The following is a 21306-nucleotide window of genomic DNA, read 5'->3' as shown; positions in this document are numbered from 1 at the left end:
CACTGACCACCGGATGCCGCCCCGCTCACGCGCAGGGCGGCATCCGGATTCTCCGTGCGACAATAGAACCGTGAGCTCTGCAGATCAGCACGGTGACGCCGAGACGCGAGCGTCCGGCAGTGTTCCGCCAGCCGCGGAGCCGGTCGCAGCCGGCGCCACCCCGGCCGGGACCCCGATTCCCGTCGAACCCACCGAGACCGTCGTCTCCGAGGAAACCGTCGTGGTGCGCCGATCGCCCAGGTACGTCAGTTTCATGATCGTCGGCGCCGTCGTCGGCGCCATCCTGGCCCTGCTGCTCACCGTGCTCTACCCGCGGAACACCGAATTCGACCCGACCCAGGTCTTCGGCTTCCTGCTGCTGGGCGGCATCGCCATCGGCGTCGCCGTGAGCTGCCTCGTCGCGATAGTGCTCGACCGATTCGTCGGACGCTCCGCGACCACCGTCGTCGTCGATAGACTTGACGCGAACATCACACGCGCCTTCGAGGCTCCGGATCCTGGATCCGACCCCCAACCTTCCAACGAGAATTCTTAGTAAAGGGGCTGCGGCTTGGCCGGTGGCGACGGACGACTGAATCATGATCTTCTTCCTGGCGAGAAGGGTCCGCAGGATGCCTGCGGAGTCTTCGGAGTCTGGGCACCGGGTGAAGAGGTAGCGAAACTCAGCTACTTCGGGCTTTACGCCCTGCAGCACCGCGGCCAGGAATCGGCGGGCATCGCGACCAGCGACGGCTCGAAGATCCTCATCTACAAAGACATGGGCCTGGTCTCCCAGGTCTTCAACGAGGCGTCGCTGAGCACCCTGCTCGGCCACCTCGCGGTGGGCCACACCCGCTACTCCACCACAGGGTCGTCGAGCTGGCAGAACGCCCAGCCCACCCTGGGCCGCACCGCCGCCGGCACCGTCGCGCTCGGCCACAACGGCAACCTCACCAACACCGCCGAGCTGCTCGAGCTGGTGCGCGAGCGCTACCCCAAGGTCGACGGCGAACTCGCCCGCGGCAACACCACGGACACCGCCGTGATCACCGCCCTGCTCACCGGCGACCTCGACCACACCCTCGAAGCCACCGCCATGGAGGTGCTCCCGCGACTGCGCGGCGCCTTCTGCCTGGTCTTCATGGACGAGACCACCCTCTACGCCGCCCGTGACCCGCAGGGCGTGCGCCCGCTGGTCCTCGGCCGGCTCGAGCGCGGCTGGGTCGTCGCCTCCGAGACCGCCGCCCTCGACATCGTCGGCGCCAGCTTCGTGCGCGAGGTCGAACCCGGTGAGCTCATCACCATCGACGAAGACGGCCTGCGCACCCAGCGCTTCGCCGAGGTCAAGCGGGCCGGATGCGTGTTCGAGTACGTCTACCTCGCCCGTCCCGACACCACCATCGCCGGGCGTGGCGTGCATGAGGCCCGGGTCGAGATGGGCCGCCAGCTCGCCGCCGAATATCCCGTCGAAGCCGACCTCGTCATCCCCACCCCCGAGTCCGGCACTCCCGCGGCCATCGGCTACGCGCAGGCATCCGGCATCCCGTTCGGTCAGGGTCTGGTGAAGAACACCTACGTGGGTCGCACCTTCATCCAGCCGTCCGAGACCATCCGCCAGCGCGGCATCAAGCTCAAGCTCAACCCGCTCAAAGAGGTCATCAAGGGCAAGCGGTTGATCGTCGTCGACGACTCGATCGTACGCGGCAATACCCAGCGCGCCCTGGTCAGCATGCTCCGCGAGGCCGGCGCCGCCGAGGTGCACGTGCGCATCTCCAGCCCGCCCATCACCTGGCCCTGCTTCTACGGCATCGACTTCGCCTCCCGCGCCGAACTGATCGCCACCGGCCTCGGCGTCGACGAGGTGCGCCAGGCCATCGGCGCCGACTCGCTCGGATACCTCTCGGAAGACGGCATGATCGCGTCCACCGAGCAGCCGCGCGAGAGCCTCTGCACGGCCTGCTTCACCGGGGTGTACCCGATCAAGCTGCCCGAGACCCAGCATCTGGGCAAGAACCTCCTCGAGCGCGACGTCTCCTCCAACGGCTGCGACCCCGGTCCAGACGCGGAATTCGAGAGCGTGCTCACCCCTGACTCGAAGCGGGCCACCGTGCTCGTCGAACACAGTCAGGTTCCGTTTGGCGATCCCGGAAGACCAGAATGAGTAACGCAACCTACGCCGCCGCCGGAGTCGACACCCACGCGGGTGACCTCGCGGTCTCACTGATGAAGTCAGCCGTCTCGGCCACCCACGGCCCAGAGGTGCTCGGCGGCTTCGGCGGATTCGCCGGACTCTACGATGTGTCCTTCCTCACCACCTTCAAGCGCCCGCTGCTGGCCACCTCCACGGATGGCGTGGGTACCAAGGTCGCCATCGCCCAGGCGCTCGACAAGCACGACACCATCGGGCAAGACCTGGTGGGCATGGTCGTCGACGACATCATCGTCGTCGGCGCGCGCCCGCTGTTCATGACCGACTACATCGCCTGCGGCAAGGTCGTCCCCGAGCGCATCGCGTCGATCGTCGAGGGCATCGCCAAGGCCTGCGCCGCCACCGGCACCGCGCTCGTCGGCGGCGAGACCGCCGAACACCCCGGGCTGCTCGGTCCGGACGACTACGACGTGGCCGGAGCGGCCACCGGTGTCGTCGAGGCCGACCAGGTCCTCGGCGCCGAGCGCGTGGTGTCGGGAGACGTCGTCATCGCGATGGCCTCCTCCGGCCTGCACTCCAACGGCTTCTCACTCGTGCGGCACATTCTGGCCAAGCGCGACATCGGCTACACCGACACCTCGGCCGAACTCGGCGGCGTCGTCGGCGAGGCGCTGCTCGAACCCACCCGGCTCTACACCGGCCCGCTGCTGAGCGTGCTGGCCGACCCCGAGCTCGCCGGGGTGGTGCACTCGCTCAGCCACGTCACCGGTGGCGGCATCGCCGCCAACCTGGCCCGCGTGCTGCCCGTGGGCAGCTGGGTCGAGGTTGACCGGTCCACCTGGTCGCCCGACCCGATCTTCCGCGTGCTCGGCGACATGGCCGGCAGCACCCTCGAGAGTGCCGAAGGCACCTGGAACCTCGGCGTGGGCATGTTCGCGGTCGTCGCGGCCAACGCCGCATCATCCGTGATCGCCCGCCTGAAGAGCGAGGGCATCCCGTCCTGGGTCGCCGGCCGCGTTTCGATGGCTGCCCACGACCTCACCGGCTTCGAGCAGGGTGCCAAGGGTGTCAACGGCGGCGCCGTGCGCCTCGTCGGCGCCTACGCCGCCTAACCCCGACCATCCGCTTCGCCCAAACCGGCCCTCTCAACTAACCAAACCGGGCCACTCACCCCGCGAATACTGTTCCCGCGGGGGTGCCCGTCGCTGCAGACAATGACTGGCCCATTTTTGCTAGTGCGGCACCCCCCTCGACTAGCCAAACCGGGCCACTCATCCCCGCTGTTGCTGTTCCCGCGGGGGTGCCGGCCGCTGCCAGCGATGACTGGCCCATTTTTGCTAGTGCGGCACCCCCCTCGACTAGCCAAACCGGGCCACTCATCCCCGCGGTTGCTGTTCCTGCGGGGGTGCCGGCCGCTGCCAGCGATGACTGGCCCATTTTTGCTAGTGCGGCAGCCCCCTCAACTAGCAAAATCGGGCCACTCATCCCCGCGGATGCTGTTCCCGCGGGGGTGCCGGCCGCTGCCGGCGATGACTGGCCCATTTTTGCTAGTGCGGCACCCCCCTCAACTAGCAAAATCGGGCCAGTCATGCCGATGGGCGCGACAAAACCGCGCGACCGGGGCCCGAGGCCCAAGGACCGGGGCCCGAGGGGCTGACAACGCTGGGAGTTGCCCGAAGGTGGGCATCGCGGCGCGCCGGGCACGCTAAAGCACCCCGGAGGGCAGCGATTCAGGCGGAGTCAGCTACGCGCGCTTCTTCTCGTCCTCGGTGTCGTAGTGGTCGACATAGTCGTCCGGCTCGTCAGTCGTGGCCTTGTTCGCTTCGTACTCCGGCCACTTGGCCAGGTCTTCGTCGAGACGCGGGTCGGTCGCCGGATGCCCGGTGAGCTCGCGTTCGAGCGCGTTGTAGTTGGTGTCCGGGCTGAAATACTTCAGCTCGCGGGCAACCTTGGTGTGCTTTGCTTTTTGACGGCCGCGCCCCATGCGTGACCCCCTAACGATGCCAGGCCGGGTGAGTGATGAGTCACCCGGGAGTTGCCGAACGGAATAGTGAAATCTAGCCGCTAGTTTAGCATGGTGGGCCTCTTGCCCCGATGACGCGGTTCACGGTCAGAACCGAAGGATGAGGATACATGGTGGACGCCACGGCTGGGCCGGTGGTGATCATTGGTTCCGGGCAGGCCGGCCTCTCGGTGGCCTACTATCTCAAGCGGTTCGGTCTCTCGGCCAGCCGGGACTTTGTGATCTTCGATCGCGGCGCGGATGCCGGGGGAGCGTGGCAGTACCGCTGGGAAGCCCTGCGCCTGGGAACCGCCCACCGGGTCAACGACCTGCCGGGTCTGTCCGACCTCGGGCTGAGCTTCGAGACCGCCGACAGGTCGCGCCCCGCCCGCGATGTCGTGACCGAGTACTACCGCCGCTACGAGGAGCACTTCGAGCTCAACGTCGTGCGCCCGGTGTCGGTCGTCTCCGTGTTCAACCGGCGGGCGGACCTCGTCGTGCGTTCCACGTCGCCCGCCTTCGGTGAGCGGGAGACCCACGCCGGTCTGCTGGTGAACGCCACCGGCACCTGGGGCGCACCGTTCGTGCCGCACTACCCGGGGGCCGCGTCCTTCGCCGGTCGTCAGCTGCACACCAACGGGTTCCGGGATGCCGCCGAGTTCGCCGGTCAGCGGGTGGTGGTGGTCGGCGGCGGCACCTCCGCCATCGGCTTCATGCTCGAGCTGGAGGGGGTGGCGGCGAGCCTCACCTGGGCGTCCCGGCGCCCGATCGACTGGGTGCACACCGAGCGTCTTGACCTCGAGGGGGCCTCGGCCGCCGTGTCGATGCAGGATGAGGCGGCCCGCAACGGCCGCGCCCTGCCGAGCATCGTCAGCGGCACGGGCGTGCCGGTGAGCCGGCGCATCCAGGCCGGCATCGACCGGGGCACCCTGGTGGCACGGCCCATGTTCGTGGCCGTCGAGGAGACCGGCGTGCGCTGGTCCGACGGCTCCGTCACCGAGGCGGATGCGATCATCTGGGCCACCGGATTCCGGCCGGAACTGCGCCACCTGGCACCGCTCAAGCTGCGCGACAAGGCAGGCGGACTCGTCGTCGGCGCCGGCTCGTCCTGGACCGACCCGCGCATCTTCCTGGCCGGGTACGGCCCGCAGGCCAGCACCATCGGTGCCCGGCGGGCCGGCCGGGTGATCGCCCGGCAGGTGATGGCCCTGCTCTGAGCTCGGGCCGCTGCCGCTCTACCCACGTCATCCCGCCGGCTCGAGCATCCGCTCGGCACGATTCCGACGGGAAGCAGAACGCGAGCGCCCGCCCGCCCGCTGACCGTCCTCGGTCAGCGGAACCGGGTCTGCCCTACCTGCGTTTGCGGCGCTTGGTGTTCGAGGGTCGTGCCCGCGGCTTCATCGGCGGGCTGGCCGGGCTCGACTTGGGTCCGGTGGCAGCCGTGGCGGGCACCGTGACGCTGGTCGTGTCAACGGCCACCGGCTCGAGCGGCTTCCGAGGGATCGGGTGGGAGCGCACGGGCTCACCGCGACGCTCCTGGCCGGGGATCGGCCGGGACCGGCGCCCATAGATGAGTTCGGACGAGTCCAGCAGCCACGGCACCAGGGCGATGGTCACGCCGTGCACGAGCATCAGCTTCTGGCGCAGACGCCGGGCCTTGTGGTTGTGCAGCAACGACTCCCACCAGTGCCCCACGATGTAGATCGGGGTGTACACGGTGACGACCTCGGAGCCGTACTCCTCGCGGCGATCCTTGATGTAACAGATCAGCGGCCAGCTGATGTCGCGGTACGGCGAGGCCACGATGTTCAGCGGCACCTGGATGTTCTGCTTGGCCCAGTCGATGATGAGGTTCTCGGTCTCCTCCTCGTCGATCGAGACGTGCACGGCCTCCAGGCTCACATGCCGCGCGGCGATGGCGTAGTCGAGGGCCTTGAGCACGGGCTTCTGCATCTTGCCCACGAGCACGATGGCGTGGTCGCCCTGCGAGCCGAACGTCGTGATCGGGTCGACCTCGATCTCCTTCGCCACGTCGCGGTAGTACCGGTTCACACCGATCATCAACACGAAGAGGATCGGCATCATCAGGAACACCAACCAGGCACCGTGGGTGAACTTGGTGATCGTGACGACGATCAGCACCACGCCGGTGAGCAGGGCGCCGAAGCCGTTGATCGACAGGCTCCGGATGATCGAACCCCGGTTCGGCGGATTCGTCTTCAGCAGGGTCAGCCAGTGCTTCACCATGCCGGTCTGACCGATGGTGAACGACACGAACACACCGATGATGTAGAGCTGGATCAACACGGTGAGGTTGGCCTGATAGATCACGATGATCACGATGGCGGCCAGGGCGAGCAGCACCACACCGTTCGAGTAGATCAGGCGGTCGCCTCGGGTGCTCAGCGACTTGGGCGCGTAGGAGTCGCGGGCCAGCACGCTGCCGAGCAGCGGGAAGCCGTTGAATGCCGTGTTCGCGGCCAACAGCAGGATCAGGGCCGTCGCACCCTGCAGCACGAAGAACATCAGCGAGTTGTTGCCGAAGGTTGCCGCGGCGATTTGGGCGATCAGGCTGCGCTGCGGCTGGGTCTCGCACTCCGCCCAGCCGATCAGGTCGCAGGGGTTCTCCGCGTAGTGCACTCTGGAGAACAGCGCCAGCGCGGTGAGGCCGACGAACAGCACAATCGCGATGCCGCCCATCAGGGTCAGGGTGATCTGGGCGTTCCTGATCTTGGGCCGCTTGAACGCGGGCACGCCGTTGGCGATGGCCTCAACGCCGGTGAGGGCACTACAGCCACTGGCAAACGAACGCAGCAACAACAGGATGAACGCGGTCTGCGCGAGGTTGTGCGCCTGCACCTCGAAGCCGGCCGATTCGGCAACCGGCGCATCGCCCAGGGCCACCCGGCCCAGGCCCACGACGATCATCAGCAGCACGCTGCCGATGAACACATAGGTGGGCAGCGCAAAGGCCTTGCTCGACTCGGCGACGCCGCGCAGGTTGACAGCGGCGAGCACAATCACGAAGACCACGGCCAGTTCCACGCGCAGCGGTGCCAGCCCGGGCAGCGCCGAGATGATGTTGTCCACCCCGCTGGACACCGAGACGACGACTGTCATCACGTAGTCGACCAGCAGCGCGGATGCGACGACGAGGCCGGCCTTCTCGCCGAGGTTCTTGGAGGCGACTTCGTAGTCGCCGCCACCGTTCGGGTAGGCCTTGATCAACTGTCGGTACGACGCGACCACGACCAGAAGAAGCAACACGACCACGGCCGCGACCCACGGAGCGAAGGCCAGGAAGGACAGCCCGCCCAGGGTCAGGATCATCAGCAGTTCCTGCGGAGCGTACGCGACGCTGGACAGCGGGTCACTGGCGAAAATCGGGAGCGCCAGGTGCTTCGGAAGCAGCTGCCCGTCCAGGTGTTCGCTGGCAAGCGGTTCGCCGATTATCCACCGTTTCGGTGATCGGGCTTCAGGTGCTGGGGGGTTCCCCTCTGGTGTCACGAGGGACGACACTACTCCGATGCACCTCGCTGTCAAGTTGTCGGCAGATTGACAGGATCAGCCGGGCGTTTTCGCAGCCGCGAGCCGGTCGGACGACCACAGGATTACGGCTGGTGGGAGCCCAGTTCGAGGGGCGCAGCGGGCTGAGCCCGGGCCCCTACCGGGTCCCGGGCTCTCCCAGCTGCCACGCAGACTAGCGCGTGAGCGAGCTGCGGATGCTGGCTCGCACCGCGTCGAGCTGGCGGCGCAACTCAGACACTGTGTCGCTCGGCATCGTCGAACGGTACGCCTGGGTGCGCAGGTCCGCGCGCACCTGCTGGCGGAACTCATTGAGCACCATGTCGGCCTCCTTGAGCGCCAGGTTGGCCTCGCCGGTGGGGCGGGCATCCGCGCTGGATTTGGTCGGCTCTGGCGGCTTCTGGCGTGCGGCAGAGGCCAGGTCGGCCCGCAGGCTCTTCATGGCCTCGGTGACCCCGGTGCGCACTTCGTCGGCGAGACGGCGCACCGAGTCGGTGACCTCGCTCTCGATGTTGGCCAGGTCGTCGGCGCGGGCGGCCAGTTCGGCGCGGCCAGCATCGGTGATCTCGTACACCGTCTTGCGATCGCCGGCTGTCTTGGTGACCAGTCCCTCCTCCTCGAGCTTGGCCAGGCGCGGGTAGATGGTGCCCGCGCTCGGGCTGTAGGTGCCGCCGAAACGGTCGCTGAGCGCCTGGATCAGCTCGTAGCCGTGCCGGGGTCGCTCGGCGAGCAGGCTCAGTAGGTAGAGCCGCAGGCTGCCATGGGCGAAGATCGGGGTCATGACGACGCTCCGTCACCCGCAGTGTCGGCGCTGCCTGCCGTGCTGCTGCCCGTCGCGCTGCCCGCGTCGTTCACGCCGGCTCCGTGACGGCGAACCACCGAGATGTTGCCCGACACCGAGTTGGCGCGCAGGTCGAGCCAGGCGCCGTCGAGGTTGCCGGTGGAACCGTCGTAACCCTTGCCGAGGGTGCCGCGGATGGTCTGGTTGTCCAGCTGCAGGGTGCCGGAGACGGTGTTGATCTTGTAGCGGGTCGGCACGTCGGCGCCGATCCGCACGGTCACGTTGCCGCTCACCAGGTTGGTCGCGATCTGGTCAGGCACGCCGTCGATGTCGAGGAAGACGGCGCTCGTGACGCCATCGACGGTGAACCGGCCGATGTCCCCGCTGGCGGTGATGTCGCCGGAGACCGTGTGCGCCACGATGTTGCCGGTGTGGTTCCGCACCGACATCTCGCCGTTCACGCCGTTGAGTTCGAGGTCGCCCACGAGGTCGTCCACCACGAGGTCGCCGGAAACCGTGCTGAGCTTGGCGTCGTTGCGGAGCCCCGTGACCAGGGCGTCCGCAGTGACCACGCCGAACTTCATCGCGACGTCGCGCGGAACGGTGATGCTCACCTCGGCCTTGGCGCTGCCGCGGAAGGACGCGAACACGTCGATGAAGTTGTCCCACCGCAATTGCGGATGGTCGATCTCGAGCATGTCGTCGACGACCGAGATCTTGAGGTCCTTGCCCGAGACGCTGTGCACCTCGATGCGTGCGCCGGGCTCATCGCTGCCGATCACGTCGACTTTTCCGCCGATCAGGCCCACTTTGAGCGTGCGAACCAGCTCAACGTCGATGACCTTGGTTTGCCCTGGGGCGACCAGCCATTTTTCCTGCGTCATAGTCTTCTCCTTCGCGATATATCGCGTTCGTTGAATATCAAGATATATCGCGTCTTGTCGCGCGGCAAGTCCCTCACGGCAAACCCGCAGAAAGCGACGCCGCAGCCGCCGGCGGGTGTCGGTCAGTACAGGAAAACCGCGAGCCAGTCCCGGTTGTGGGCGTGCACCAGCACCAGGAACACCGCAAGGTCGAAGAGCAGGTGCACGCAGACGACGTAGGTGAGCGACTTGGTGATCGAGAAGGTGTAACCCTGCAGCAGGGCGAAGGGAATCGTCAACAGCGGCCCCCAGCTGCGGTAGCCGAGTTCCCACAGGAACGACACGAAGATCACCATCTGCAGCAGGTTCGCGGTCCAGAAGGAGAAGTGGCGCCTGAACAGGGCGAAGACCGTGCAGATGAAGAACAGTTCGTCCCAGATGCCCACGAACCCCACCCCCACGAAGAGGCGGCCCAGTTCGTCGGGGGCGACGATGGCCGGCCAGTTCAGGTAGGCGCCGGAGCGGATGAAGTAGGTCGGCAGAATCAGGTAGCCCAGCAGCAGCACGCCCACCAGGTACCAGCGCTCCAGGGTGGTCCAGCGCTGCCCGGTCTTGATCGGGAACCACACCTCGCGGTCCCCGAAGGCGCGCCGCGAGATGAGGTAGGGCACAGCCACCGCCGCCGAGAGCACCACGCCCATCAACGCCATATTGGGGTAGCTGATGTCGGCCTCCACCGAGATGGTGCTGATGATCAGGAGCCCGACCGCGATCAGGAGCAGGTCGCGGAACAGCGCGCGGTCGGCCAGCCAAGCCACGACCAGGGCCACCGCGAGGGTCGCGTAGCCTGGCAGCGGCAGCCGCAGCGCGAACAGGAGCACCGCCGAGGCCGAGATCAGAGCCGCCGCCAGCACTCGCGCCGGCGCCATCTTGGATGCCCGCCCCGGCGTCGCCGAGGCAGCCACGGCGGCGTTGTCTCCCATCGTGCAATTCTGGCCGAAGTCGCTGCCCACGTAAACAGCACCCTGCCGGGGCACGGCATCCGGCAGTAGGTTCGGGGAATGGCGAACCCCACGAATCGAGCCGCTGGACGTGCCGCTGCTGGCCGTGCCGGTGCCCGCGGCGCCCTCGAGCCCTCCGACAACGGCCATCTCGATCCCGTCGCGCTGGCCGCGCACCTCATCACGATCGATTCCGTCAACCCCGACCTCGCCCCTGGCGGTGCCGGTGAGGCCGAGATCGCCGAGTGGTGTGCCCAATGGCTCGCCGCGCGCGGCTTCGAGGTGCACCGGCTCGAGGAGCGGGCCGGCCGGCCGTCCATCGTCGGCATCAAGCGCGGCACCGGCGACGGCAGGTCGCTCATGCTCAATGCCCACTTCGACACCGTCGGCGTCGACGGCTACGAGGGTGACCCGTTCTCGGGGCAGCGGCACTCCGGCCGCGTGCACGGTCGCGGCGCGTTCGATACCAAGGGCGGCCTGGCCGCCGTGCTGGTCGCCGCGCACCGGGCCACCCTCACACCGTTGGCCGGTGACCTGCTCGTGACGCTCGTCGCCGACGAAGAATTCGGCAGTCTCGGCACCGAGGAGGTGCTGCGCCGGTTCAGCGCCGACGCGGCGATCGTCGTGGAGCCGAGCGAGCTCGACCTCACGGTCTGCCACCGGGGCTTCGCCTGGTTCGAGCTCACCCTGCACGGGCGGGCGGCCCACGGGTCGATGCCCGAGCAGGGCGTCGACGCCATCCGGCAGGCCGGCCTGGTGATGCGGGAGCTCGACGAGCTCCGCGAGCGCCTCGAGCAGAGGCCGGCGCACCCGCTGCTCGGCCACGGCACCGTGCGGGTCGCCACGATCTCCGGCGGCACGGATGCGGCCACCGTCGCCGCGAGCGCCACCCTCACCATCGAGCGGCGCACCCTGCCCGGCGAGACGCCGGATGCGATCGAGGCCGAGTTGCGCCAACTGCTCGACGCCCTGGCCGCTGACACCGCCGACTTCAGCTACCACCTCAGCCGGCTGGTCGCCCGCGGCGCATTCGAGGCCGACCCGGACTGGCCCATCGTGCTCATGCTCGACGAGCAGGCCGAGCGGGTGCTCGGGCGTGCGGTCACGCAACGCGGCGAGCCATTCTGGACCGACGCCGCTCTGGTGCTGGAGGCGGGAATCCCGTGTCTCATCTTCGGGGTGGACGGCGGCGGTGCGCATGCCCAGGTCGAGTGGGCCACGGAGGTCTCCATCCATCAGGTGACCGACATCCTCGAGCACACCATCGTGGCGGTCTGCGGCTGACCGGGCACGGCTCCGGGTGGCTGCGAGAGGGCGTTCCCGGGCCGGTGCGAGACGGGCTTGACCTTGACGTAGCGTCAAGATTTATCGTTGACGGTGTCGGGCACCCGCCCGACGGCACCGAGGGGCAGGAGTACCACCGACCGATGGACCACTCGATCCAGGACATCGCCCGGCTGGCCGGCACGACGAGCCGCACCCTGCGCCACTACGGCGCCGAGGGGCTGCTGAGTCCGAGCCGGATTGCCGCGAACGGCTATCGGTACTACGACGACAGGGCGCTCGTTCGGCTGCAGCGCATTCTGCTGCTCCGCGATCTCGGACTCGGGCTGCCGGCGATCCGCGCGGTGCTCGACCGCGAGACCGACGAAGCGGCGGCTCTGCGGACCCACCTGGGCTGGCTCGAGCAGGAGCAGCAGAGACTGGCGCGGCAGATCCGGTCGGTGCACACCACCATCACGGCGTTAGAGAGAAAGGACCAACTCATGGCCGAGGCAATGTTCGACGGTTTTGACCACACCACCCATAAGGAAGAGGTCGAGCAACGCTGGGGCGCGGATGCCTACGCCAGCGGCGACAGCTGGTGGCGGGGCATGACCGACAGCCAACGCGCCCAGTGGCAGGCCACCACCGCCGCGCTCCAGGCCGACTGGGCGGATGCCGCCGCCAGGCAGCTCACCCCCGACAGTGCCGAGGCGCAGCAGCTGGCCGAGCGGCACGTTCAGTGGCTCGATGCCGTGCCCGGCATCCCGCGCGAGAACGGCCACCCCGCCGCGGCCTACCTGCGGGGGCTCGGCGAGATGTACGTCGCCGACGAGAGGTTCGCTGCCCACTACGGCGGCCAGTCCGGCGCCGGCTTCGTGCGCGACACCCTCACCGTCTACGCCGACCGCACCCTCTAGCCACCGGCCGCTCCGCGCCCCGAGAGCCGCGGACGACCCGCGAGAGCCGCGGACGACCCGCGAGAGCGGTGTTGTGGTCGCCTCCGTGGGCCGAGGTGACCACACGGCCGCTTTCGTGAGCGGTTAGGCCGGATCGAGCGCCGGGGCCTCGACCGGCGCGCGGCGGCGGGTCCGGTCCCGCGCGAACAGCGGCAGCGTCCACTGGCAGAGCGGACCCACCAGCAGCGCGAACAACACGGTGCCCAGCCCCACATTGCCGCCGAGCAGCCATCCGGTGGCGAGAACCACGCCCTCGATGCCGGTGCGCACGGCCCAGATCGGCCAGCCGGTGCGAGCGTGCAGACCGGTCATCAGGCCGTCCCGCGGGCCAGGGCCGAGCCCGGCACCGATGTAGATGCCCGAGGCGATGGCCAACAGCAGCAACCCCGCCGCGAAGAGCAGCACCCGCAGCCACAGGGCGAGATCCGCGGGCACCAGCCACAGGCCCACGTCTGCGGATGGTCCCACGAGCAGGGCGTTCAGAACCGTGCCGACTCCCAGCCGCTGCTTGAGGGGGATCCACAGCAGCAGCACGATGCCACTGATGATCGTGGTGACCACTCCGAAACCGAGGTGCACGTGCACGTCGATGCCCTGAGTCAGCACGTCCCACGGGGCCACGCCGATCGCGCCACGCACAATCAACGCAATACCGATTCCATACAGAAACAGGCCAATGATGAGTTGGATCACGCGTCGGGTCATAAGTCCCAATCCAATTGCATTTGACCTCTGTACTCAAGTAGCCAATCTGCCTAGAGTGGCTTCATGTTGTCGAACCAGCTCTCCGCGCGCACCCTGGAGTCGTTGCTTGGCGAGTGGCGCACGGGAGGCAGCGCATACCGGGCCCTGGCCGACCGCATCCGTCTGCTCACCCTCGACGGCCGAATCCCCACCGACAGCCGGCTGCCCGCCGAGCGCGACCTCGGCACCCGGCTGGGCCTCAGCCGCACCACGATCACGGCCGCCTACCGGCAGCTGCGCGAGGCCGGCTACTTGCACAGCGTGCAGGGTTCGGGCAGCATCGCCTGCCTGCCCGGGGTCACCGGCGGGGTGGATGCGCCGACCCCGGCCGGGGTGCTCGATCTCGGCCAGGCGGTGCTGCCGGCCTGGCCCGGACTGGCCGAGATCGCCGCGCTCGCCGCGGCCGACCTGCCGGCGCACCTGACCGGCTCGGGCTTCGACCCGGTGGGCCTGCCCGAGCTGCGCCGCGCCATCGCCGACCGCTACCGGGCCAGGGGGTTGCCCACCGAGCCCGAGCAGATCATGGTCACCGTCGGCGCCCAGCACGCGATCGCCCTGCTCGCGCGGGTACTGGTCAACCGGGGTGACCGGGTGCTGATCGAAACGCCCACCTATCCGCATGCCTACGAGGCGTTGCGGGCGGCCGGCGGGCGCCTGATGCCGGTGGCTGTCACCGCCGCCCTGCCTGGCGCCGACGCCGGCTGGGACGAGCCCGCGCTGCTGCAGACCATCCAGCGCAGCAACCCGGTGCTCGGCTACCTGATGCCCGACTTCCAGAATCCCACCGGGCAGACCATGCCTGTACGGCAACGCGAGCGGGTGCTGGCCGCCGCCGCCCGGCAGGGCACCGTGCTGATCAGCGACGAGACCATCGGCGAACTCGACATCGACCGGGCCGGCGAGTTCGGGCCGTTCGCCGCCTCCGCCGACCCGGACCGGCCTGACCTCGCGGTCACGGTCGGCTCGGTCGGCAAGACCGTCTGGGGCGGCCTGCGGGTCGGCTGGATCCGCGCCGACCCCGGCCTGATCCGCAAGCTGGCCGCGGCGCGGCTGGCCAACGACCTGGGCACGCCGGTGCTCGAGCAGCTCATCGTCACCAGGTTGCTGCGGCAGCTGCCCGAGATTCTGCGGTCCCGCCGGATACTGCTGCGGGCTGGGCGCGACCGGCTGGTCAGCGGCCTGGCGGAGCGGTTCCCCGAGTGGCAGGTGCCCGAGGTACACGGCGGCATCACCCTCTGGGTCAATCTGGGCCGCCCGGTCAGCTCCCAGCTCGCCCTCGCGGCCCGCGCCCAGGGCCTGCTGCTGCCGGCGGGCTCCCGCTTCGGCATCGACGGGGCCTTCGAGAGGTTCCTGCGCATCCCGTTCTGTTACGGACCCGAGCAGATGCCCAGGGCCCTCGACGCCCTCGCGCTGGCGTGGGAGTCGCTGCTGCGGCATCCGCTACCCGACACCGGGTACCTCGCCGACGTCGTGTAACCGTAATCGGACCGTCATCTCTCCAGGCCTCCGCCCCGATCGTTGCAGTGCGTGCAATGAGATACTGATCGGGTGTATTTTCTCTCGGTCTTGAGCATGAAGAACCGGGCGCTCATTGCGCTCATCACCATCGTCGCGGCGGTTTTCGGCTCGCTCGCGCTGACCAGCCTCAAGCAGGAGCTGATCCCTTCCCTGCAGCTGCCGACGCTGCTGATCTCCACGAGCTACCCCGGCGCCTCGCCCGAGGTGGTCAACGATGACGTGTCCACCCCGATCGAGACCGCCATCCAGGGCATCGAGGGCCTGGAATCCACCTCGACGACCAGCAGTACGAACTCGTCGCTGATCAACGCCACGTTCACCTACGGCACCGACCTGGTCAAGGCCGAATCCAAGATCAGCCAGGCCGTCAATCGCATCAAGGCCACCCTGCCCGCCGATCTCGACCCCCAGGTGATCAGCGGCAGCATCGACGACTTCCCCGTGCTGTCGCTGGCCGTGTCCGGCGGCGACACCGACACCGTTGCCGACCAGCTCACCCGCAGCGTGCTCGGCGACATCCGCGACATCGACGGGGTGCGCGATGCCGCCCTCGTCGGCGACATCGGCCAGCGCGTCACCATCACACCGGATGCCGCGGCCCTGGCCGCGCGCGGCCTCAGCGCGAGCGCCATCCGCGACGCCCTGCAGCAGAACGGGTCGCTCATTCCGGCCGGGTCCCTCACCGAAAACGACACGACCCTGTCGGTGCAGGCCGGCGCCAAGCTCGGGTCCGCCGAGGACATCGCCGCCCTGCCCCTGATCAACGGTGGCGCCGCGTCGGCCGGTCTGCCGCCCGTGGCGGCCGAGCCGGTCTCGATCGGTGACGTCGCCGCTGTCGCGGTCGTCGACAACCCGGTCACGAGCATCTCCAGGGTCGACGGCGAAGCTGCCCTCACCATTTCGGTCACCAAGGTGCCGGCCGCGAACACCGTCGACGTCTCCACCGCCGTTCGCGCCATCCTGCCTCAGCTCGAGGATGCCGTGCCCGGCACCACCATCACGGTCGTCTTCGACCAGGCCCCGTTCATCCAGGAGTCCATCGACGCGCTCACCCAGGAGGGCATCCTGGGCCTGATCTTCGCGGTCCTGGTGATCCTGGTCTTCCTGCTGTCGGTTCGCGCCACCCTGGTCACCGCGATCTCCATCCCCACCTCGGTGCTCATCACCTTCATCGGCCTGCAGTCGGTGGGCTACTCGCTCAACATCCTCACCCTCGGTGCGCTCACCATCGCGATCGGCCGGGTGGTCGACGACTCCATCGTCGTGATCGAGAACATCAAACGACACCTGGTCTGGGGCGCCGAGCGCGCCGAGACCATCGTGCGCGCGGTGCGCGAGGTGGCCGGCGCCATCACCGCCTCCACCATTACCACCGTCACGGTGTTCCTGCCGATCTCGTTCGTCGGCGGCTCCACGGGCGAGCTGTTCCGGCCCTTCGCTCTCACCGTCACCATCGCCCTGCTCGCATCGCTGCTGGTCGCACTCACCATCGTGCCCGTGCTGGCCTACTGGTTCCTGCGCGCGCCCAAGCCCGCCCCGATCGAGCCAGCCCCGGTCGAGCCCGCCCCGGCAAGCCAGGCCGCCGTCGGCACCCTGGCCGCAGCGGATGCCGGTTCGCCGGCCGTCGTTTCCGGCTCAGCTCCCGGGGCCTTGCCCCGTCCAGCCGCCGCGACCGCGACCGCCGTCGCCACGCCTGCCCCGGCGGTCGGCACCGTCCCGGCTGCCGGCACCGTCCCGGCGACCCGCAATCGGCATGCCGCGCCGGAAGCCGACGGCTTCGACGAACGTGATGCCCGCGAACAGCCCAGCCGCCTGCAGAAGGGCTACCTGCCGGTCATCCGCTGGACCCTCAAGCACTACGTGGCCACACTTCTCCTCGCCGCCCTGGTTCTGGTCGGCACCATCGCGATGCTGCCGTTCATGAAGGTCAACTTCCTCGGTTCCACCGGCCAGTCCACCTTCCAGGTCAGCCAGGAGCTCCCGGTAGGCACCAGTCTGGACGCCCAAGACGCCGCGTCCACGGCCGTCGAAGCTGCCGTGCGCTCCGTGGACGGTGTGAGCATCGTGCAGGTGTCCATCGGCGGCGGCAGCGCATTCGCGGCGTTCGCCGGGGGAGGCTCCTCCTCGAGCACCGTCACCTACTCGGTGACCACCGACGAGTCGGCGGACGCCGACGCGGTTCAGCTCGAGGTGCGCGAGGAGCTCGACGGCCTCGATGATGCCGGAGAGATCACGGTCTCTTCCGGAGGCGGCTTCGGCGGTTCCTCTGACATCGAGATCGACATCACGGCGGCGTCCGGCGACGACCTGCAGGCCGCGTCCGACGACATCCTCGCGGCGGTCGGGGATCTCGACACCCTCACCCAGGCGAGCAGCAACCTCGCTGCCTCCCGCCCATACGTGGCCGTGACCATCGACCGCACCAAGGCGGCCGCAGCCGGGCTCAGCGAACTGGCCCTCGGCACCCTGGTGTCGCAGGCGATGCAGCCGAGCACCATCGGCTCCATCGTGATCGACGAGGCCACCCTCTCGGTGTACCTGCAGTCGGGATCGTCCCCGGCCACCACCGCCGACCTGGCCGCTCTGCAGATCCCCACTCTGGTCGGTCCGGTCGCGCTCGACACACTGGCCACCGTGGAACAGGTCGACGGCCCGTCCACCCTCACCACCACCAAGGGGCTGCGCACGGCCACCATCTCGGTCACGCCCAACAGCGACGACCTCGGCACCGCAACAGCTCAGGTGAGCACGGCCCTGGCCGACACCGAGCTGCCCACCGGCGCCACCGCGAGCCTCGGCGGGGTCTCGGCCGACCAGACCGATGCGTTCCAGCAGCTCGGCATCGCGATGCTGGTCGCGATCCTGATCGTCTACATCGTCATGGTCGCCACCTTCAGATCGTTGTTGCAGCCGCTCCTGTTGCTGGTGTCGGTGCCGTTCGCGGCGACGGGAGCGATCGCGCTCCAGGTGGCCACGGGAATCCCGCTCGGCGTCGCCTCGCTGATCGGCGTGCTGATGCTGATCGGAATCGTTGTCACCAACGCGATCGTGCTCGTCGACCTGGTCAACCAGTACCGACGTCGGGGGCAGAGCGTCTTCGATGCTCTGGTGCATGGTGCGTCTCGCCGGTTGCGGCCCATTCTGATGACGGCCCTCGCCACCATCTTCGCCCTGTTGCCCATGGCGGTGGGGCTCACCGGTCACGGCGGATTCATCTCCCAGCCGCTGGCGCTGGTCGTCATCGGCGGGCTGGTGTCGTCGACGGTGCTGACCCTGGTCGTGCTGCCGGTGTTGTACCTGGTGGTCGAGGGCGGCCGGGAGAACCGCCGGCTGCGCCGGTCGGTAAGGAGCTAGCCGGCGCCGAGAGCGATGCCCCGGTCGGTGAAGAAGGGGTGCGGGTCGACCGCTGCGCCGTCGATGCGCACCTCGACGTGCAGGTGGCAGCCGGTGGATGCCCCGGTGCTGCCCACCGCTGAAATCACCTGGCCGACGGTGACGCTGTCGCCGACGCTCACAAGGGTAGCGCCGTCAGCGAGGTGGGCGTAGCCGGTGGCCACGCCGTCGCCGTGGTCGATCAAGACCCAGTTGCCGTAGGTGCCCAGCTGGCCCGTCTGGGCGATGACGCCGGTGCTGGCGGCATACACCGCAGAGCCGCAGGCCGCAGCCAGGTCGGTGCCGGCATGAAACGGCTCCACGCCGGGCAAGGGCAGGTCCGGCCGCGGGCCGTATCCGTCGCTGAGGCGTCCCACCGTCGGGGTGGCCCAGCCCTGATCGCTGAGCCTGGCGCCGAGGGTACCGGCCAGCCGGTTGGCCGCCTCGGCGGTGCGGTCCACGGATGCCTCTGCAGATTCATCCAGCGCCGCCCGGGCGATTTCGCTGGCCAGGGCGAAGGCGTCGGTGGCCTGGCTGAGCGAGAGTTCGGCGGTGGCGAGGGCCTCCTGCTTCTCCGCCAGGGGGAAGGACTCCGTCGCAGCCTGAGCCGTGGCGAACTCGGCCTGGAGCGTGGCCGCTCGTTCCCGATCCCTGTCCACGCGGGTGCGGATCTCACTCATGTTTCCGGTCAGCGCTGCGATCCGGTCGGCGGTGCTGAGGCGGCCCAAAAGCTCGGTCGAGCTCTGTTCGTTGAGTAGGGCATCCAGGGTGGCAGTACCGGAGCCTGAGCCCTGTTGCATCACTGCGCGCACCAGGGTGGCCAGTGCCCGGCTGGACGAGGCCGCGCGATTCGACGCCGTATCAGCCAGCACGCGAACTTCCTCGAGCCGGGTGACGGCTGCGTTCTGATCGGCCATCGTGCCGGCCAGATCCAGTCGGGCCGCGTCGTGGGCGGCTTGGGCACGGTCTCGGGCGGACTCTGCGGCGGCGAGGGCGGATGCTGCCCGCGCCGAGATGCGGGATGGCGTGGCCGCCTCGGCGGTGCTCGGCGCCGAGGGGCGACCGGACACGCCTGGTGCAACGGGTGCCGAGCCCGCGTCCGGCGGGGCCGACTCGCTCGGGCCGAGGTCACCAGGCACCGGGGTTCCGCGCGAGTGTGGAGGAAGTGGAGGTGCCGGCGAGGGCACGGGCCCCGGCGATGTGCCCGGGTCGGTCGGCGTCGGTGCGGTCGGCTCGGTCGGCACGGGAGTCGGTGTCGGTTCCGAAGTCGGCGGCGGTGGTGTGTCCGTGTGCGTGTCCGTCGGTGTCGGTGTGGGCGTGGACGTCGGATTCGGCGTCGGTGTGGACGTCGGATTCGGCGTCGGTGTGTCGGTGGGAGTGGGAGTTGGAGTTGGAGTTGGAGTTGGAGTGGGGGTACTCGTGGGCAGAGGCGGGGCCGCGGCCGCGGCCGAGGCTGGGGACGAGTCAGACAGAACCGGCGGGCCAGTCGTCAGCGCTGTGAAGCCCAGCGAGAGCAGACCAGCAACCGCGGCGGCCCGAAGTCGGCGTGCGGTATTGACGCGGTGCGCGTTGTGACCGTGCGTCATCGTGACCATGCAGTTTCGCATTCCCTAGCGGTAGAGAGCGGCCGGTCTACCGGCAAGTGGCGCCAGTCTCTCACCACGCCTCGGAGCCCGCAATGCTCCGTTCAGGTGTAGCCGGAAGCCGCAGCGGATGAGAAGCCCGCGCTGGTACGAGCGTCAGCGCCAGAACTCAGCAGCCGGGCGCCGGCCTCCATGAACTGGGTAGCCGGTAGCCGGTACCGGTGGCTGGTAGCTGTCGGGCTGGCAGCTGGCAGCTGGCAGCTGACCCCTGATCGCCCAGAGCCAGGGGCCCGCCTGGTTCTGACCATTGGCCCAGAGGTCAGCGGTCGTGCTCGGGCAGTTGGTCGAGGGTGGTGGGGCTCTTGCTGGGCATGTGGATCAGTGTCTGGCCGGGGTCGATGGTGGCGGGTGGTCTCAGCCAGTATTGGCCGTGGTGTTCGAAGATTTGCCAGCTTTGGTTGTGCAGGAGGCGGTGGTGGGCGGGGCAGAGCAGGATGCCCAGGCGGAGGTCGGTGGTGCCGTGGTCGCGTGCCCAGTGTTCGATGTGGTGGGCTTCGGTGTGGGCGGGTGGTTTGGTGCAGTCGCCCCATCGGCAGCCGCCGTCGCGGGCGGCTAGGGCGAGGCGTTGGGCGGGGGTGAAGAGGCGTTCTTCGCGGCCGAGGTCGATGGGTTGGCCGGTGGGGTCGATGGTGATGGTGATGGTGCCGGAGTTGCAGATGAGTCGGTCGATGGTGGGTTGGGCCAGTGGGGCGGGGTTGCCTTCGAGGTAGCCGTGTCCGGTGCCGTCGGGCATGGGGGTGAGGATCTGGGTCGGGTCTCGCAGTAGGACCAGCGAAGTGGCGTGTGGTGCCGGCGGTGACGTCAGGCCCGGCCCGGCGGTGGGCTCGGGTGCCGTCGGGGTGAGCGGTTTCGGTGCTGGTGCGGCGGGTGGGGTCGTGCGCTGGCCCTTGGGCGGGCCGCTGGGTTGTCCGCCGGGTTGGTCGTGGGGTGGGCTGCCGCGTCGGCTGCCGGGCTGGATGCTGGCTCGGCCGCCGGGCTGGCCGATGGGTTGTGCGCTGGGCTGGCCGCCGGGCTGGTCAATGTGTTGAGCGCCGGGCTGGGCGGCGGGCTGGCCGCCGGGCTGTGCCCCGGGTTGGCCGGGCTGGCTGTGGGGTTGGTCGCCGGGCTGTGCCCTGGGTTGGCCGGGCTGGCTGTGGGGTTGGTCGCTGGGCTGTGCCCTGGGTTGGCCGGGCTGGCTGTGGGGTTGGCCGGCGGGCTGTGCGACTGGCTGTGCGACGGGCTGTGTGCCGGGTGGGCGGCCGCCGAGCATTCGGTGGGGGTTGACTTCGGTTCCGGCTTTGAGGAGGTCGAGGAAGTTGTCGGCGGTGAGTTGGTCGGTGCTTCTGGGGTCGTCGCGCACCGACTGCGCCCATTTCGCGCGGGCCGGGTCGACGAAGCGCACGCCGCCGCGGCGGGGGCTGGTGAGGCTGTCGAAGGTGGAGACGATGAACTGGCCCTGTTCGGGCGGGAAGAGCCCGTTGATGCAGATTTGCCCGGTGGGCAGGGCCCAGACTCGTAGGTAGCGGTC

Annotated in this window: 15 protein-coding genes and 1 pseudogene; 8 read left to right on the top strand and 8 right to left on the bottom strand. The window is 69.0% G+C overall.

Features of this window, described 5'->3' with window-relative positions; genetic code table 11:
- Nucleotides 1–70: 70 nt before the first annotated feature.
- Genes ACEN2M_RS17900 through purM form a run of 3 tightly spaced genes read left to right on the top strand, consistent with a single transcriptional unit; the run spans nucleotide 71 to nucleotide 3240 of the window.
- Entirely contained in the window at nucleotides 71–535 is a 465-nt protein-coding gene (locus tag ACEN2M_RS17900; protein ID WP_441649495.1) for a hypothetical protein, read from the top strand.
- Between the two features lie 15 nt (nucleotides 536–550).
- Nucleotides 551–2140: an amidophosphoribosyltransferase gene (gene purF / locus ACEN2M_RS17895; protein WP_441649494.1), complete on the top strand. Its 1590-nt coding sequence runs from the start codon at nucleotides 551–553 to the stop codon at nucleotides 2138–2140.
- Nucleotides 2137–3240, top strand: a complete 1104-nt coding sequence (gene purM, locus ACEN2M_RS17890) for a phosphoribosylformylglycinamidine cyclo-ligase (RefSeq protein ID WP_441649493.1) — start codon at nucleotides 2137–2139, stop codon at nucleotides 3238–3240. Before purF ends, purM begins: the two co-directional genes overlap by 4 nt.
- 632 nt (nucleotides 3241–3872) lie before the next feature.
- On the opposite strand, the gene ACEN2M_RS17885 is transcribed toward purM, so the two are convergent.
- Complete coding sequence (locus ACEN2M_RS17885) at nucleotides 3873–4112, bottom strand: DUF3073 domain-containing protein (RefSeq protein WP_110128615.1); 240 nt, start codon at nucleotides 4110–4112, stop codon at nucleotides 3873–3875.
- A 149-nt stretch (nucleotides 4113–4261) separates the two neighbouring features.
- Here ACEN2M_RS17885 and ACEN2M_RS17880 point away from each other — a divergent pair, with 149 nt between their 5' ends.
- Entirely contained in the window at nucleotides 4262–5347 is a 1086-nt protein-coding gene (locus tag ACEN2M_RS17880; protein ID WP_441649492.1) for an NAD(P)-binding domain-containing protein, read from the top strand.
- A gap of 133 nt (nucleotides 5348–5480) precedes the next feature.
- On the opposite strand, the gene ACEN2M_RS17875 is transcribed toward ACEN2M_RS17880, so the two are convergent.
- The 4 genes from ACEN2M_RS17875 to ACEN2M_RS17860 all read right to left on the bottom strand — a co-directional run bounded on the left by ACEN2M_RS17875 (nucleotide 5481) and on the right by ACEN2M_RS17860 (nucleotide 10282).
- Nucleotides 5481–7637 (bottom strand): amino acid permease, encoded by a 2157-nt coding sequence (locus ACEN2M_RS17875; protein WP_441649491.1) that lies wholly within the window; start codon nucleotides 7635–7637, stop codon nucleotides 5481–5483.
- A 193-nt stretch (nucleotides 7638–7830) separates the two neighbouring features.
- Nucleotides 7831–8436, bottom strand: coding sequence for a PadR family transcriptional regulator (locus ACEN2M_RS17870; protein ID WP_441649490.1), 606 nt, complete (start codon nucleotides 8434–8436; stop codon nucleotides 7831–7833).
- Nucleotides 8433–9320 carry a DUF4097 family beta strand repeat-containing protein gene (locus ACEN2M_RS17865; RefSeq protein ID WP_441649489.1) on the bottom strand — a complete coding sequence of 296 codons (888 nt, stop codon included), beginning with the start codon at nucleotides 9318–9320 and terminating at the stop codon, nucleotides 8433–8435. Before ACEN2M_RS17865 ends, ACEN2M_RS17870 begins: the two co-directional genes overlap by 4 nt.
- 122 nt (nucleotides 9321–9442) lie before the next feature.
- A complete protein-coding gene (locus tag ACEN2M_RS17860) occupies nucleotides 9443–10282 on the bottom strand; it encodes a CPBP family glutamic-type intramembrane protease (protein ID WP_441649488.1) in 840 nt (279 codons plus the stop codon).
- Nucleotides 10283–10360: 78 nt separating this feature from the next.
- Between ACEN2M_RS17860 and ACEN2M_RS17855 the strand changes: the two genes are divergently transcribed.
- Both ACEN2M_RS17855 and ACEN2M_RS17850 read left to right on the top strand, forming a co-directional pair.
- Nucleotides 10361–11584, top strand: a complete 1224-nt coding sequence (locus tag ACEN2M_RS17855; RefSeq protein ID WP_441649487.1) for an ArgE/DapE family deacylase — start codon at nucleotides 10361–10363, stop codon at nucleotides 11582–11584.
- Nucleotides 11585–11727: 143 nt separating this feature from the next.
- Nucleotides 11728–12483 carry a MerR family transcriptional regulator gene (locus ACEN2M_RS17850; RefSeq protein ID WP_441649486.1) on the top strand — a complete coding sequence of 252 codons (756 nt, stop codon included), beginning with the start codon at nucleotides 11728–11730 and terminating at the stop codon, nucleotides 12481–12483.
- Nucleotides 12484–12606: 123 nt separating this feature from the next.
- Here the strand turns inward: ACEN2M_RS17850 and yczE are convergent, their stop codons facing one another.
- A complete protein-coding gene (yczE, locus tag ACEN2M_RS17845; protein ID WP_441649485.1) occupies nucleotides 12607–13227 on the bottom strand; it encodes a membrane protein YczE in 621 nt (206 codons plus the stop codon).
- Nucleotides 13228–13290: 63 nt separating this feature from the next.
- Here yczE and yczR point away from each other — a divergent pair, with 63 nt between their 5' ends.
- Together yczR and ACEN2M_RS17835 are read left to right on the top strand one after the other, a co-directional pair.
- Entirely contained in the window at nucleotides 13291–14742 is a 1452-nt protein-coding gene (gene yczR, locus ACEN2M_RS17840) for a MocR-like transcription factor YczR (protein WP_441649484.1), read from the top strand.
- 72 nt (nucleotides 14743–14814) lie between these two features.
- The gene (locus tag ACEN2M_RS17835) at nucleotides 14815–18138 is read left to right on the top strand and encodes an efflux RND transporter permease subunit (protein WP_441649483.1); all 3324 of its coding nucleotides are present in this window, start codon (nucleotides 14815–14817) and stop codon (nucleotides 18136–18138) included.
- On the opposite strand, the gene ACEN2M_RS17830 is transcribed toward ACEN2M_RS17835, so the two are convergent.
- Nucleotides 18135–19226, bottom strand: a complete 1092-nt coding sequence (locus tag ACEN2M_RS17830) for a peptidoglycan DD-metalloendopeptidase family protein (RefSeq protein ID WP_441649482.1) — start codon at nucleotides 19224–19226, stop codon at nucleotides 18135–18137. The two genes, ACEN2M_RS17835 and ACEN2M_RS17830, sit on opposite strands and share 4 nt — an antisense overlap.
- Before the next feature lie 832 nt (nucleotides 19227–20058).
- Nucleotides 20059–21306, bottom strand: a pseudogene (locus tag ACEN2M_RS17825) (hypothetical protein); the annotation flags it as partial.

It is taken from the genome of Cryobacterium sp. W22_MBD10_FK3, assembly GCF_052113745.1.
Taxonomy (GTDB): Bacteria; Actinomycetota; Actinomycetes; order Actinomycetales; family Microbacteriaceae; genus Cryobacterium.
The sequence above is the reverse complement of the archived record's forward strand: the minus strand, read 5'-3'. Positions and strand labels throughout refer to the sequence as shown.

Bases quoted from the DNA above. Each gene is read 5' to 3' on its own strand.
- purM (WP_441649493.1), top strand. From the start codon at position 2,137: ATGAGTAACGCAACCTACGCCGCCGCCGGAGTCGACACCCACGCGGGT.
- ACEN2M_RS17885 (WP_110128615.1), bottom strand. From the start codon at position 4,112: ATGGGGCGCGGCCGTCAAAAAGCAAAGCACACCAAGGTTGCCCGCGAG.
- ACEN2M_RS17880 (WP_441649492.1), top strand. From the start codon at position 4,262: ATGGTGGACGCCACGGCTGGGCCGGTGGTGATCATTGGTTCCGGGCAG.
- ACEN2M_RS17870 (WP_441649490.1), bottom strand. From the start codon at position 8,436: ATGACCCCGATCTTCGCCCATGGCAGCCTGCGGCTCTACCTACTGAGC.
- ACEN2M_RS17865 (WP_441649489.1), bottom strand. From the start codon at position 9,320: ATGACGCAGGAAAAATGGCTGGTCGCCCCAGGGCAAACCAAGGTCATC.
- ACEN2M_RS17860 (WP_441649488.1), bottom strand. From the start codon at position 10,282: ATGGGAGACAACGCCGCCGTGGCTGCCTCGGCGACGCCGGGGCGGGCA.
- ACEN2M_RS17855 (WP_441649487.1), top strand. From the start codon at position 10,361: ATGGCGAACCCCACGAATCGAGCCGCTGGACGTGCCGCTGCTGGCCGT.
- ACEN2M_RS17850 (WP_441649486.1), top strand. From the start codon at position 11,728: ATGGACCACTCGATCCAGGACATCGCCCGGCTGGCCGGCACGACGAGC.
- yczE (WP_441649485.1), bottom strand. From the start codon at position 13,227: ATGACCCGACGCGTGATCCAACTCATCATTGGCCTGTTTCTGTATGGA.
- yczR (WP_441649484.1), top strand. From the start codon at position 13,291: ATGTTGTCGAACCAGCTCTCCGCGCGCACCCTGGAGTCGTTGCTTGGC.